We start from the raw sequence: 13,667 nt of genomic DNA on the forward strand, positions 1-13,667 counted from the left end.
TTGCATATCATGATTGAATATAATGAAATCTAATATATTTGTTGGATGTTAGGTACTTTTCTCAGGCAGGGTCGTAACCACCAGCATGAAACGGATGGCAACGAAGTAACCGGCGGACAGTCCGATAGATACCGCAAATGAGCCCGTATTTCTGTAATGCATCAATGGCATACTGTGAACAGGTCGGAGAAAACCGACAACAGTGTAATTTTATCGGAGAAATGAATATTTGATACAATCGGATAAAAAAAATAAATAATTTCGCCATTAATCGCATTACTCCTTAACGTTCAAATCAATTACTATTGAGTTGAACCCCGCTATATGATTATCAATTCAGAAAATCGTCTCGACCTACATCTCGTTCTTTCTGGTTACACCGTTTACCCTGGCTAATAAGGTTAATATTGAACGTTCCAATTCCTGATATTTTTTCGTTACACATTCCGGTTTCGCAATGATGATGAGTTTCGTTCCTGCAACAAAATTATGCTGATTCAGTCGAAATATTTCACGGACTCGTCGTTTAATCCGATTCCGTTCAACAGCGGTGCCGATTTTTTTACTAACGATTATTCCCAGTTTCGGTTTCTTAATCTCTGAATTGAACGCAACCGCAATTCGAAAATTGTTATCGCTAACTTTTTTCCCTTGTTGCAGTATCGCCTGATATTCCGCCCGAGTGGTAATCCGCTGTTGTTTGGTAAATTTAAACCGTTTCATTCTTCCATAAGCATATACCTTATTTCATAACTTAAGTTACCGCGACACGTTTTCGCCCTTTTCGGCGACGGCGATTGATGACTTCTCGGCCACCAGCGGTCGCCATCCGCTTACGAAACCCATGCGTCCGTTTCCGCCGCAAATTGCTCGGCTGATAAGTCCGTTTCATTCCGGGGGAGCCCTCCTCCTTTATCTCAGATAAATTATGATATCGCTTAAGATTATTTTAACAATACATCATAGCCAGTTTTGCTTGATTCTGTCAAGCTGAAATAACCTATAGGAACCTTGTCTTCTCAGGTGATACTGAAACTGTTCCCCAATAAAAAACCGTTCCAAAAATTTTTGGAACGGTAAACTAAAAAACCCATTCGATTATTACACGTTTATCGTAATTTCACTGCAAATTATTTCTTTTTTTTCTTTGGAGCTTTTTTAGCACCACAACACTTTCCTGCCAAGGCGGGTCACCTCCTTTAAATGATAAAATTATCATAGCACGAAAATATTTTTTGTCAAGAAAAAAATGTTTTTTAATTCTTAATTTGACAGAAGCTGGCTATATTGCATAGCATATTTATAGAATTATTGCGCGAAGATTATGTTCCATCAGCTCGATATTAGTCTCTTCTATTGGATAAATCGTCAGTTGAACCATCCTTGGCTAGACTCGGTAATGGTCTATATTACCCAATTCAGTCATTTCCATTCTATCCTCTTAATTGCCATCTTCGGTTTTCTTGTTTTTGGACGGAGGTATGAGAAAACGACCGTTATATTATTAATCATCGGGGTCGTATTCAGTGATACGTTCGGTAATATTTTGAAACATATATTTCAACGGATTCGGCCGGAACATGTTCTGGATAATGTCCGGATTTTGGTCTCTTCGTCATCTTCCTATTCATTCCCATCAAATCATGCGGTGAATATGGCAACCGCAGCAACCATGCTCAGTATTCGATATTGGAAACAAAAAAAAGTCGCTATACCTGCGATAATCGTTGCGTTCTTAATTTCTTATTCTCGGATATATGTTGGAGTCCATTATCCATCGGATATTCTATTCGGTTGGGTTGTCGGATTCATCAGCGCAATGATAGTACTTAAACTCCTCGCTGGTTTGGATTGGACATCACGGTCTAATGAAAAAACATTGTTAGGAATAAAATATAGTTATCTCCTAACCTTCATTCTTATTTTGATAACTTTATTTCGATTACAATACATCCAAGGAGGGAAACTCGATTTATCTGCAGAAGAAGCGCAATACTGGAATTGGTCGCGACATCTCGATTGCAGTTATTATAGCAAAGGACCGATGGTCGCGTATTGGATTTATCTATGGACTAAACTATGCGGAAATACCGCGTTTGCGATTCGACTCGGTGCAGTGAGTATCGCCGTGGTGTTAAGCTATATAACCTATCGGTTTACCGAGCGTATGTTCGGAAATAGCCTTGTTGCATTCTATACCGTGCTGATTATGAATTTAATTCCGTTATATTCTGCTGGAGCGGTATTAATGACAACAGATATCCTCTTGCAACTATTCTGGGGATTAACCGTTTATTTGCTCTATTTAGGAATCACGCAAAAAAAATCGGTATATTGGTATCTTGGTGGTATTTGTATTGGATTAGGGTTATTAAGTAAATATACCATGGGATTATTAATTCCGGCATTGTTTCTCTTCTTTATGTTTAGTAGAGAACCGCGTTATTGGCTGAAACGGAAAGAACCATATCTGAGTTTATTGATCGGATTCATCGTATTCAGTCCGGTTATCTACTGGAATTATCTCCATAACTGGATTAGTTTTCGCCATATTACTGAATTATCTAAAGTAACCCATGGGATTAAGTTCACCTTCGGTTATTTCTTCGAATACCTCGGTTCACAAATCGGCATCCTAACACCATGGTTTTTTGGTGCGATGGTTTATGCGTGGTGGAAATATTGGTCTCCATCGCTTGAAACACAACCGATGCTAAATAAGGTTCCTGTATATTGGTATCTCTGGTGTACTTCAGCGCCGATTTTTCTCACTTTTCTGGTTAAGAGCGTTCAAGGGAAAGTTCAGGCGAATTGGGCTGCACCCGCATATTATACCGGTTTAATGTTAACCGTAGCGGTCTTTGATAGGAAATTTAAGGATGCGAAAACAAAACAACAGAAAAATCTCATCGCTCTTCTCACCTGGATTTCGATTATCCTGACAGCGCTTTTAGTTTTATTACTCCATAAACCTGATTATGTAAGAAAACTTATACCACTTAAAGCGAAGTATGATGTGACTAACCGCCTCCGGGGTTGGCATGAACTAGGAGAACAGGTCGGGCAGGTACAGTTTGAAATCCTAGCTGAAACTAATGGGAAACAGGTATTCATTTTCAGTGATAGTTATCAAGTCGCCAGTGAACTCGCGTTCTACGTTCCCGGTCAGCCGGAAACCTATTGTATTAATCTAGGCCGGAGAATGAATCAGTATGATATCTGGAATGGCTGGAATAAATTACTCGGACAAAACGCACTCTATATAACCGATAATCAAAAACAGTTCAATGAAAAAATTATCAATGTATTTGAACAATGCTATCTGGCGAGAACGGTTCCGATTTATCGAGAAAAAGAACTTGTCCGAGAATTTTTTATCTATAAATGTTATAATTTTAAAGGGTTATCGATATCACCGCCAACTTCATTTTAATGGAGAATTATATGGAGCTATCAGTTGTAATTCCTGTGTTGAATGAAGAGAAGAATATCCCGCAGTTGCATCAAGCACTCATAAATACATTGACGGCATTGGAGAAATCGTTTGAGATTATCTATGTTGATGATGGAAGTACCGATTCGAGTTTTCAACTACTATCCGAACTCTATCAGAAGTCTCCGGAACAGATACGGGTTATCCAATTCCGGCGTCGGTTCGGGCAAACTGCCGCAATGTCAGCAGGGATCGCTTATGCACAAGGGAAGATTATCATTATGCTCGATGCAGATTTGCAGAATGACCCAGTAGATATTCCACGACTATTAGAAAAAATGGAAGAAGGATACGATATCGTTAGCGGATGGCGTATCAACCGGAAAGATAAATATGTCACACGGATACTTCCATCAAAAATCGCTAATTGGCTTATCGGCAGTATCACCGGCGTCAAACTCCATGATTATGGCTGTTCGCTGAAAGCGTATCGAGCGGAAGTGATTAAAGAGTTGAAACTCTATGGTGAAATGCATCGGTTTATTCCCGCACTCGCGAGTTGGGTCGGAGCGAAAATTGCTGAAATACCGGTTCAACATCATCCACGTCGATTCGGAAAAAGTAAATATACGCTCAATCGGATCTGGCGCGTGCTCCTAGATTTAATTACCGTTAAGTTCCTCTTATCCTTTTCAACGCGACCTTTGCAGATTTTTGGTAGTATCGGGTTAATCTCATGTATTCTCGGGTTGGGGATAAGCGGATATTTAACCTTTTTAAAATTAGCGTATCAAGAGCATTTATCGAATCGACCGCTATTATGGCTTGGTATCCTATTAATCATGCTCGGATTCCAGTTTATTTCACTTGGGTTATTAGCGGAACTGGTTGCGCGCACCTACCACGAGTCGCAGAATAAACCGATTTATGTTATTCGCCAGATGCTGAAATAAATCGCGCAATTAAGGATTGTTAATGGTGCTTTGATACTTTTCCATTTTATATTATTTATTTATGAAACGTTGGCTGAGTTTCAGCATCAAAATATCGATTAGCATCGTTTTGCTCGGGTATCTCTTCTATAAAATTGATGTAACCGGATTGAAAACCTCATTAGCGAATGCACAATGGGGCTACGTCGTTCTCGGATTATGTGTATACATTGCCGGACAAGTTCTGAATAGTTATAAATGGGCATTGTTGATTAAAACAAAAGCGGTACCGATTCCCTTTGCTAAGATTGTTAGTTATTATTTTATCGGAATGTTTTTCAATTTATTTCTCCCATCAATTGTCGGCGGGGATATCCCGCGCGGATATTATTTATATAAAGATTACGGTTCGAGAACAAAGTCAAAGACTAATACAGATATAGCCCAGTTAACGGTAGTAGAATCATTAAGTACGGTTTTAATGCAGCGGGCAACCGGATTATTAGCGTTAATTATTATTGCTAGTTTAACCTATTTTTTCTTCTTTTATAATAATCCGATACTCACGAAACCGATGCAAATAAATTTATCGATACTATTCATCTGTCTTCTATTCGGAACCCTTATCGGAATAGCGGTGATGGTTAAGTTTAAACCTACAACCGCAGAGGCTATTCCAACAGGTTCGCAATTGAAAATATTCTTAAATGATGTCAGTAGTTATCTCCATCATGGTAAATTATTTTATTATGTCATTTTACTCTCATTCATTTTTCAGCTATTGAATATCTTAGTTAACGTTATTATCGGATTAGCATTAGATGTTCGAATACCTTTTTCCTATTATTATGTTGCAATGCCGATCATTGCATTACTAGCTGCGATTCCGATAAGTTTTAATGGGATCGGGGTTCGCGAGAACGCTTATGTTTTTTTCCTCGGGTTGGTTGGAGTCGATAAATCGGTTGCGTTTTCCTTTGCATTATTATGGTTATTTATCGTTATCGTTAGTAGTCTGCTCGGTGGACCGTTGTTTATATTCCGTAAAACAGAAAGTAAAAGGGCGGAAATAAGAGGTCAGAAGTCAGATGTTGTCTGATTTCTGAATTCTGATATCTAATATCTGCTCGCTGGAGTTTATGCATCCATTAGTTGCTATCATTGGACGACCAAACGTCGGTAAATCGGTTCTATTCAACCGGATAGTCGGGAAATCAATTGCAATTGTTGACGATATGCCGGGGGTAACGCGAGATCGGCTTTATGCTGCAACTGATTGGGCTGGTCGAGAGTTTACACTCATCGATACCGGGGGATTGATTCCGAGCGCAACTACTGGTATAGAAGCTGAGGTACGGAAACAGGCGGAAGTAGCTATCGTAGAAGCGGATGTTATCATTTTCGTCGTTGATGCGAAATCTGGCCTAGATGAAGAAGATAAACTCGCAGCAGAATTGCTCCGTAAACAAGCGAAAAAAGTTATCATTGCAGTGAATAAAATCGATAATCCGGATGATATTGGATTTACTGCACCATTTTATAAACTCGGATTGGGTGAGCCGATAGCGATTTCAGCATTGCATGGGATGAGAATAAACGAACTACTTGACCAAGTTATTGCGCATTTGCCACCCGAAAAAAAGGGGAAACCAAAACAGGAAAAAATCATTAAACTAGCGATTGTCGGCAGACCGAATGTCGGGAAGTCTTCTATTCTCAACGCTATTCTCGGGCAGGAACGAACTATCGTTAGCCCGCACCCGGGAACGACTCGGGATGCGATTGATACCCCGTTTCAGTATAAACAGGATAATTATCTGCTGATCGATACCGCTGGGATTCGGAAACGGTCGAAAGTCGAATGGGGTGTAGAAAGTTTCGGGGTGATTCGTGCGATGCGGGCGATTCGTCGAGCGGATATTGCGGCATTGGTTTTGGACGCAGAAATCGGTGTAACGGAACAGGATATGAAAATTGCGAGCACAATCGAACAGGAAGGAACCAGTTGCGTTATCGTAGTCAATAAATGGGATTTGGTTGAAAAAGATATCGCTGAAGGGAAACTGGTATTTAAGGAGAAAGATGAAGGACGAAAGACGAAAAACGAAAACCAAAGCAACCGCGAATCTCCCTTACCCAACCGTGGTCTTTTGATTTCAACTGCGATGAAGAAATTTGAAGACCATCTTCGCAGTAGTTTATTTTTTCTGAACTATGCACCGGTAATATACACTTCAGCATTAACTGGACAGCGAGTTCTGAAAATCCTCGATTTAGTTAAAGCGGTGCATATCGAGCGGAATAAACGGATTTCAACTTCCGAACTGAATAAATTTCTTGCATCGGTAATCGCACGAAAACAACCGCCAGAACTGAAAGGTAGACAGATTAAATTGTTTTATATCACTCAAGTTAAAACCGCACCGCCGGTATTCGTTCTGTTCGTAAATCATCCAGATGATCTACCGAACAGTTATCAGAAATATATCTTAAATTCGTTACGGGAATCGTTCGGGTTTATTGGTACACCCGTGACCATCAAACTCCGAGAACGAAAAAGAGAATAGAATTATTTCCTACCAAGGCACCAAGGCTCAAAGAATAGATATTTCAGTCGGATTAGCCTTGGTGAGTTGGTGGTTAGAGTGTTAAGTTCGGTATGTTCATTGCTAATTTTGTTTTAATTATTATTATCGCTTATCTTCTCGGTTCGATTCCTACCGGATATTGGCTCGGGCGAATGAAAGGCGTTGATATCCGGAAGTTCGGCAGCGGAAATATCGGGATGACTAACGTTCTCCGAGTTCTCGGAAAACCGTATGCGCTGCTAACCTTTATTGTCGATGTCGCGAAAGGAACCGTTGCGGTAACTCTGCTTCCATGGTTATTCCATACTTCAGAACCATGGATGAAGGTTCTTGCTGGCTTAGCTGCGGTTTGCGGACATAACTGGACGATTTTCTTAAAGTTTAAAGGCGGGAAAGGGGTAGCAACCAGTGCCGGGGTTTTTCTCGGACTGGCTTGGCAACCGACTTTATTAGTTCTCGGTATATTTGGAATAGTATTAGCGATATCTAGGTATGTTTCACTCGGGTCACTCGGTGCTGCAGTTAGCTTCCCGATTCTGGTGGTTCTTGTTGATCAGAATATACTCTATATCATTCTTTCAATTCTGCTAGCGTTATTTATCCTCGTCCGGCATCGAAGTAATATCAAACGACTCCTTGCCGGAACGGAAAACAAATTCTCACTTAAGAAGAAACCCTAGCCTTTGCCACTAAGATAAACAACGAGACGGAGTCAAATTAAACTATGTAGTAGCCCTACCTAAAAAACAAACTCACCATTGGTGAGTTTGCTTTTACATTGATAAATCTAGAGTTATAACCAACTTAAGTAGAAATTTTCTATAACTCACAATAATCCAACCATATTCACTCAATAACTATAACGTTAACCGAGTGAATTTATCAACTCAAAACAGTATTATCGAATATTAACCACCAAGGCATCAAGACTCCAAGTAAATTAGATTTAACCTTAACGGTGTTTATCTTTAGTGCTTAAGTGTCTTGGTGGTAGGATTTATAGTTTGCTTTTAAGAATAAGTCTATGCTAAAATTTATATTATCCCGAAAAATAGACGTTTTATGCCGAGAACACCGATAGGGTATTTTGCATTTGTCTTTCATTCTCATCTGCCGTATGTTTTAGGACACGGTCGTTGGCCGCATGGAACCGATTGGTTAAATGAAGCGACCGCTGAAACGTATATCCCGCTGTTAGATGTTTTAAACGAGCTCGTTGAAAATGGCATATCTCCCAAAATAACTATTAATATCTCGCCAGTTCTTGCCGAGCAATTATCCGACCCGGAATTCAAACCTGAATTTGTCGAGTATTTGAAAACTAAAATTGCAGCGGCGATTGCCGACCGGAGCAAATTCAGTGCGTATCATCGCGGTAACCTAGCGCATCTCGCTGAATTCTGGCAGAAGTTCTATGAACGAACACTCGATCATTTCCAGAATAAATATCAATCGGATATTGTCGCTGAATTCCGCAAACTGCAGGATGACGGACATATTGAAATCATCACCTGCGCAGCTACCCATGGATATTTCCCATTGTTAAGTCAGGATACTAGCATTCAAGCGCAGGTCAAGTGCGCGCTCGCTGCGCATCAGCGACATTTTGGGAAACTGCCACGCGGAATTTGGCTTCCCGAATGCGCATATCGCCCGCGGTATATGTGGACGCCTCCAGTTCCGTCAGCGGCTGGAAAACGGCCGTATATGCGAAAAGGAGTTGAAGAGTTCCTATCCGAGAATGGATTAAATTTCTTTATTATCGATTCGCATTTATTAAAAGGTGGGAAAGCGATTGGCGTGTATCTGCAACGGTTTGAAGCGTTAAAAAAACTCTGGGGCGTTTTCGCTAGTCAATATCAGATACTACCGGAAGATGAGGAGAAATCGCCGTATCAAGCGTATTTAGTCAGTTCGTATCCGGAAGGGAAAAAGCCGGTAGCGGTGTTAACTCGCGACCCGAAATCCGGCTTGCAGGTTTGGTCCGGTGAATGGGGGTATCCTGGCGATGGAAATTATCTTGATTTTCATAAAAAACATTTTCCGGGTGGACATCGGTATTGGAAAGTAACTTCTGCGAAAGCGGATTTAGCGGATAAACAAGAATATGACCCGGTTATGGCAATGCAGCGGGTACCAGAAAATGCTAACCATTTTGTCGAATTAATTCAAACGCTCCTGGTTGAAGAATATAACCGAGCTGGTAAACCGGGAATACTTTGTGCGCCGTTTGATACCGAGCTATTCGGGCATTGGTGGTTTGAAGGACCGCAATGGGTCAAACAAGTTCTCAAGAAAATCGCTGAAACTGCGGAACAGACCGGGATATATCTCACCACGGCTAGCGAATATCTTGATATCGCGAAACCACAAATGGTTATCTCGATTCCGGAAGGGTCGTGGGGAGAAGGTGGATTCCATTATATCTGGTTAAATGAATGGACTACGTGGACTTGGAAACATATCTATGATGCTGAAATCGAAATGCAGGATTTGTTAGAACTATATAGTCGAACGCAACGTCCAGCATTACAAGAAGTATTAAAACAAGCAGCTCGGGAATTGTTATTACTGCAAAGTTCAGACTGGCAGTTTTTAATTTCGACATGGTCAGCGCGAGATTATGCGGAGATGCGGGTAAGTGAACATTATACCAATTTCGCTCGGTTGCGGGATTTAGCGATTCGAATTGGTGAAGGTGAAGAAATTGATGCTGGAGAATGGATATTTTTGCAGGATTGTCAGAAGCAGAACCGGATATTCCCGGAAATAGACTTAAATTGGTTTAAAAACGTTGAATATCCCGCGTAGATAAAAATAGTACGCTAAAGGGTAGAAGGTTATCTATGACATTAAATATAGTTGTTGAGTCGGGTAAAGAAAAAAGACGGATTTGCGAGAAGCAGGTTTTTTTAGTATGATATATAGTTCGATGAAGGAGTATAAATAGTATATGAAAATCGCGAATATCCTGCAAGAGAATCTCATCAATCTTAATATCCAAAGTAAAGAGAAATTAGACGCTATAAAAGAATTAGTTGACCTGGTTGCGAGCGCAAAAGAAATAACTGATAAAGAAGAATTTCTTAAAACCATAATTGAACGAGAAGAATTGGAAACGACGGGTATTGGGGATGGCATCGCGATTCCCCATGGAAGAACGGATACGATTAAAGAGTTAGTGATAGCGTTCGGTCGGTCGGAAACTGGGGTAGACTTTAAATCGTTAGATAACAATCCTGCGTATCTGTTGTTCCTCATTGCGTCACCGCAGAATGCGAGTGGTATCTATTTAAGAACGTTAGCGAAAATATCGCGTCTGCTTAAAAACTACGATTTTCGTCGAGCGCTACGCGCGGCGAAAACTCCGAAAGAGATTATTGAATTATTTAATATTGCTGAACAAGAATAAATAATGGAGACACAAACCGTTTCATCAAAATCAGGACCAGCTAAACCTTCAACCATAAAAACGTTACTTACTGCAATTATTCGGTTACAAAACCTCGATTTAGAAATTGAAATCTTTGATAAAGAACTTGCCTTAACTTCCGACGAAACGAGTAGAAAAGAACTCGATGAAGTTCGTCGATCTCATCTCAAAGAACGAGAACAAGTACAAAATGTTATTCGGAATAATATTATTAACGATTTATCGTTACTATCCCGTATTGAACGGCTCCAGAAACGATATAACGGGTTTGCGGTGGTTCCAGTGGTAGAAAATGCTTGTTATGGATGTCGCGTGATTGTGTCTTCGCGATTGATTGTTGCGCTGCAAAAAGCAGAACGGCTAGTCTATTGTGAGAATTGCGGTCGTATCCTCTACTTACTTGACCCGCAGAAAATGGTGATTAAAGAACAACCGAAACCGAAATCAAAACGCGGGCGGAAACCGAAATATAAAACCCAGACGCCGTTATAAAACCAATCCAAACCGACTATACGCTAACATATCTTCGGTTTAACATCTAAAATTCATATCAAAGAGCAGGAAAAACGAGTGAGTAATATATAAACTGAGCATTGAATAATATTGAATTGAATTTCTGTGTTTTTCCGTTTATTAGTTCTTAAGTATCCATATGAATATCGGCATCCCACTCCTTATCGCATTACCATTATTTTGGGTCGCCTACAAATTTTATGGAAATTATCTTGCCAACAAAGTACTTGGTCTTGACCCGAATCGAATAACTCCCGCACAACAACGTAACGATGGAAGAGATTATGTTCCGAGTAAACTCAGCGTAGTATTTGCGCATCATTTCGCTTCAATCGCCGGTGCCGGTCCGATTATCGGTCCGACGGTAGCGTTAATTTTCGGCTATATCCCGGTCTGGTTATGGATTGTATTCGGTGGGATATTTATTGGTGCGGTGCATGATTTCACAGCTATTTTCGTTAGTTTACGAGAAGGCGGAAAGTCAATGGCAGAAGTTGCACATAAAACTTTAGGGAAACCTGGATTTGTTCTTTTTATTTCGTTTACTATCGTGATGATATTATTAGTTACCGCAGCGTTTCTCGATTTGACTGCAAAAGCACTCGGTTCATTGGTACCGATATCATTATTGCGGTTGCCGGAATCGCAAACAATGCTCTATACCCTAACGCAGGATGGCGTGGTTAAAGCGAGAATTGGCGGAATTGCATCAACTTCAGTAATCATTATGACTATATTTGCACCGGTAGCTGGATTCTTCCTCTATAAAAAAGCGGCTCGTCCATGGATAATGTCCATAATTGCAATAGTCGTTGGTGTAACTTCAATCATTATTGGTATGTATATTCCAGTAACCATGACTCCTCGATGGTGGCAGGTGATTATTAGCGTTTATGTATTATTTGCCGCTGGAATACCGGTCTGGTTACTATTACAACCGCGCGATTTTATTAATGTCCATATTCTATATCTTGGCATCGTTATCTTGTTCATAGCAATAGTTAGTGGAACAGCGCTTGGACTTCAATTCAATTTCCCGATGTTTAATATTGCAGAAGGAATCCAGAACCTCGGTTGGATTTGGCCGATGTTGTTTATCACTGTCGCTTGCGGAGCGATTTCGGGGTTTCACGCTCTAGTAGCTGGCGGAACAACCTGTAAACAGGTGAGCAATGAAACTGCCGCAAAACGAGTCGGATTTGCTGGAATGCTATTAGAATCGGTTCTAGCGATATGTGCGTTTACTGCAGTTGCTGCAGGGTTATCATTTATCGATTTCAAACAGTTTGTTTTTCCAGGAGTTGCTGGTAAGGATAACCCGATTCTAGCATTTGCAGTTGGAATGGGAACATTGCTCCATGATGGATTAGGAATCCATACTGCGTATGGGACGATATTCGGTATCCTGATGTTAGAAGGGTTCATTATCACCACGCTAGATACAGCAGTGCGTTTGAACCGATATCTTTTCGAAGAACTTTGGGGACTACTGTTTCACCGACCGGTACCACTACTTCGTTCGTATTGGTTCAATGCAGGATTATCGGTAATTTTAATGTTTTTCCTTTGTTATACGAACCAATTTAAAGTGCTCTGGCCGATTTTTGGTACCGCAAATCAACTATTAGCTGCGTTAACGCTAATTGCTGTTTCTTCGTGGTTGTTGCTGAATGGGAAAAAGATTTGGGTAACCATACTACCCGCATGCTTTATGATGGCAACCACAACCATCTCGCTCATCATACTGCTCACTAAAAAATATATTCCAACCCAAAACTATATTTTGATCTCAGCAGATATATTACTTCTCGCTTTATCATTTGGAGTAGTAGCTCTCGCGTTACGTAAGATTAGAAAACTACCCGTAAAAATTAGTGAATAAGGATTCGAGTATCAGCAGATCCGGCAACTTAACGTACATCGGTTACAGAAGTAGGTTATCGATAAACCGTCACCCTTGCATACCGTTATTCGAAGCTGGTTTCAGTACGAATTGGCGGTTGCGTTCCAGTTTGATGTGGTGCACTAGGTTGGGTAACTTCTGGGATTGGAGGAACATACTTCCAATGTGCTGGGTCGGTCTTATCGAACATACCTTTTTCCACCACTGGCGGTTCTGGTTGTTCAACTTTAGGAAGGAGAAACGACCGTTCATCAAAAATAACATAGTCAGTTTTCCCATAAGGAACAGAGTTAATCCAGCGAGTCGCTTTTCGGTTACTACCCCAATAAACGACAACATACTTTTTGGGATATAACGGGTTCGGATGAATCATAATCACGCCAATCCCATCGTTCGTAAACCGATTCTTACCCGCAACTACTGCCGGTGGGTCGATCAGTATCGGTAACTGTTTATAAATCTGTCGAATGATACTGTTTGATGAGGGGCTCCCGTAAAGAAGTAAATGATAACTGGTTATATCCGACCAGGTTACTTCGGTATCAGCTTTATACTGTTCGTCGCGGTCTCGGCCGAGTTTCCAGAACCGTATCACATCTTCTACTGTTCGTTTCAACAACCGGGTTTCCTGAATATCGTCGGACTGAGTTCCGTAAACATATAGAAATGGTGACTGGAACGCATCGATTATTCCAGGGATAACCGGTCGTATCGGTTCGACTGGTACCGGTGCGGGTTGTGATAGAGTTGTAGATTTCGTTAGTGGTGTTGAATTAACCTTTTTAGGTGCAGCGATACTATAAGAAACGAACATTGTTGTTGCTATAATAATCGAAATCGTTTTTTTCCGCATAGATGTATTCCT

13 protein-coding genes are annotated in these 13,667 nt (G+C 40.7%); 9 read left to right on the forward strand and 4 right to left on the reverse strand.

The genetic code is table 11. The annotated features are described in order from the left end of the window. Positions 1 to 61: 61 nt before the first annotated feature. The 3 genes from yidD to rpmH all read right to left on the reverse strand — a co-directional run bounded on the left by yidD (position 62) and on the right by rpmH (position 892). The gene (gene yidD, locus N3A72_02540) at positions 62 to 268 is read right to left on the reverse strand and encodes a membrane protein insertion efficiency factor YidD (GenBank protein MCX7918488.1); all 207 of its coding nucleotides are present in this window, start codon (positions 266 to 268) and stop codon (positions 62 to 64) included. An 86-nt stretch (positions 269 to 354) separates the two neighbouring features. Next, positions 355 to 723, reverse strand: a complete 369-nt coding sequence (rnpA, locus tag N3A72_02545; GenBank protein ID MCX7918489.1) for a ribonuclease P protein component — start codon at positions 721 to 723, stop codon at positions 355 to 357. 31 nt (positions 724 to 754) lie between these two features. Then, a complete protein-coding gene (gene rpmH, locus N3A72_02550; protein ID MCX7918490.1) occupies positions 755 to 892 on the reverse strand; it encodes a 50S ribosomal protein L34 in 138 nt (45 codons plus the stop codon). 432 nt (positions 893 to 1,324) lie between these two features. On the opposite strand from rpmH, the gene N3A72_02555 reads away from it, so the two are divergent. The 9 genes from N3A72_02555 to N3A72_02595 all read left to right on the forward strand — a co-directional run bounded on the left by N3A72_02555 (position 1,325) and on the right by N3A72_02595 (position 12,781). Further along, a complete protein-coding gene (locus N3A72_02555; GenBank protein MCX7918491.1) occupies positions 1,325 to 3,433 on the forward strand; it encodes a glycosyltransferase family 39 protein in 2,109 nt (702 codons plus the stop codon). Between the two features lie 11 nt (positions 3,434 to 3,444). Then, complete coding sequence (locus N3A72_02560) at positions 3,445 to 4,386, forward strand: glycosyltransferase family 2 protein (GenBank protein ID MCX7918492.1); 942 nt, start codon at positions 3,445 to 3,447, stop codon at positions 4,384 to 4,386. A 61-nt stretch (positions 4,387 to 4,447) separates the two neighbouring features. Then, the gene (locus N3A72_02565) at positions 4,448 to 5,464 is read left to right on the forward strand and encodes a flippase-like domain-containing protein (GenBank protein ID MCX7918493.1); all 1,017 of its coding nucleotides are present in this window, start codon (positions 4,448 to 4,450) and stop codon (positions 5,462 to 5,464) included. A 40-nt stretch (positions 5,465 to 5,504) separates the two neighbouring features. Continuing rightward, the gene (gene der, locus N3A72_02570) at positions 5,505 to 6,932 is read left to right on the forward strand and encodes a ribosome biogenesis GTPase Der (protein MCX7918494.1); all 1,428 of its coding nucleotides are present in this window, start codon (positions 5,505 to 5,507) and stop codon (positions 6,930 to 6,932) included. Positions 6,933 to 7,024: 92 nt separating this feature from the next. After that, positions 7,025 to 7,633: a glycerol-3-phosphate 1-O-acyltransferase PlsY gene (plsY, locus tag N3A72_02575; GenBank protein MCX7918495.1), complete on the forward strand. Its 609-nt coding sequence runs from the start codon at positions 7,025 to 7,027 to the stop codon at positions 7,631 to 7,633. 382 nt (positions 7,634 to 8,015) lie between these two features. Beyond that, positions 8,016 to 9,764, forward strand: a complete 1,749-nt coding sequence (locus N3A72_02580; protein ID MCX7918496.1) for a DUF1957 domain-containing protein — start codon at positions 8,016 to 8,018, stop codon at positions 9,762 to 9,764. A 142-nt stretch (positions 9,765 to 9,906) separates the two neighbouring features. Next, positions 9,907 to 10,365, forward strand: a complete 459-nt coding sequence (locus N3A72_02585; protein ID MCX7918497.1) for a PTS sugar transporter subunit IIA — start codon at positions 9,907 to 9,909, stop codon at positions 10,363 to 10,365. Between the two features lie 3 nt (positions 10,366 to 10,368). Then, on the forward strand, positions 10,369 to 10,878 hold the full coding sequence (locus N3A72_02590) for a C4-type zinc ribbon domain-containing protein (protein ID MCX7918498.1): 510 nt from the start codon (positions 10,369 to 10,371) through the stop codon (positions 10,876 to 10,878). Positions 10,879 to 11,038: 160 nt separating this feature from the next. After that, positions 11,039 to 12,781 carry a carbon starvation protein A gene (locus N3A72_02595; protein ID MCX7918499.1) on the forward strand — a complete coding sequence of 581 codons (1,743 nt, stop codon included), beginning with the start codon at positions 11,039 to 11,041 and terminating at the stop codon, positions 12,779 to 12,781. A gap of 85 nt (positions 12,782 to 12,866) precedes the next feature. On the opposite strand, the gene N3A72_02600 is transcribed toward N3A72_02595, so the two are convergent. Further along, on the reverse strand, positions 12,867 to 13,655 hold the full coding sequence (locus N3A72_02600; protein MCX7918500.1) for a hypothetical protein: 789 nt from the start codon (positions 13,653 to 13,655) through the stop codon (positions 12,867 to 12,869). Between the last annotated feature and the right edge of the window lie 12 nt (positions 13,656 to 13,667).

Source organism: bacterium, from assembly GCA_026416715.1.
GTDB lineage: Bacteria > UBP4 > UBA4092 > JAOAEQ01 > JAOAEQ01 > JAOAEQ01.

Bases quoted from the DNA above. Each gene is read 5' to 3' on its own strand.
- yidD (MCX7918488.1), bottom strand. From the start codon at position 268: ATGGCGAAATTATTTATTTTTTTTATCCGATTGTATCAAATATTCATT.
- rnpA (MCX7918489.1), bottom strand. From the start codon at position 723: ATGAAACGGTTTAAATTTACCAAACAACAGCGGATTACCACTCGGGCG.
- rpmH (MCX7918490.1), bottom strand. From the start codon at position 892: ATGAAACGGACTTATCAGCCGAGCAATTTGCGGCGGAAACGGACGCAT.
- N3A72_02555 (MCX7918491.1), top strand. From the start codon at position 1,325: ATGTTCCATCAGCTCGATATTAGTCTCTTCTATTGGATAAATCGTCAG.
- N3A72_02560 (MCX7918492.1), top strand. From the start codon at position 3,445: ATGGAGCTATCAGTTGTAATTCCTGTGTTGAATGAAGAGAAGAATATC.
- N3A72_02565 (MCX7918493.1), top strand. From the start codon at position 4,448: ATGAAACGTTGGCTGAGTTTCAGCATCAAAATATCGATTAGCATCGTT.
- der (MCX7918494.1), top strand. From the start codon at position 5,505: ATGCATCCATTAGTTGCTATCATTGGACGACCAAACGTCGGTAAATCG.
- plsY (MCX7918495.1), top strand. From the start codon at position 7,025: ATGTTCATTGCTAATTTTGTTTTAATTATTATTATCGCTTATCTTCTC.
- N3A72_02580 (MCX7918496.1), top strand. From the start codon at position 8,016: ATGCCGAGAACACCGATAGGGTATTTTGCATTTGTCTTTCATTCTCAT.
- N3A72_02585 (MCX7918497.1), top strand. From the start codon at position 9,907: ATGAAAATCGCGAATATCCTGCAAGAGAATCTCATCAATCTTAATATC.
- N3A72_02590 (MCX7918498.1), top strand. From the start codon at position 10,369: ATGGAGACACAAACCGTTTCATCAAAATCAGGACCAGCTAAACCTTCA.
- N3A72_02595 (MCX7918499.1), top strand. From the start codon at position 11,039: ATGAATATCGGCATCCCACTCCTTATCGCATTACCATTATTTTGGGTC.
- N3A72_02600 (MCX7918500.1), bottom strand. From the start codon at position 13,655: ATGCGGAAAAAAACGATTTCGATTATTATAGCAACAACAATGTTCGTT.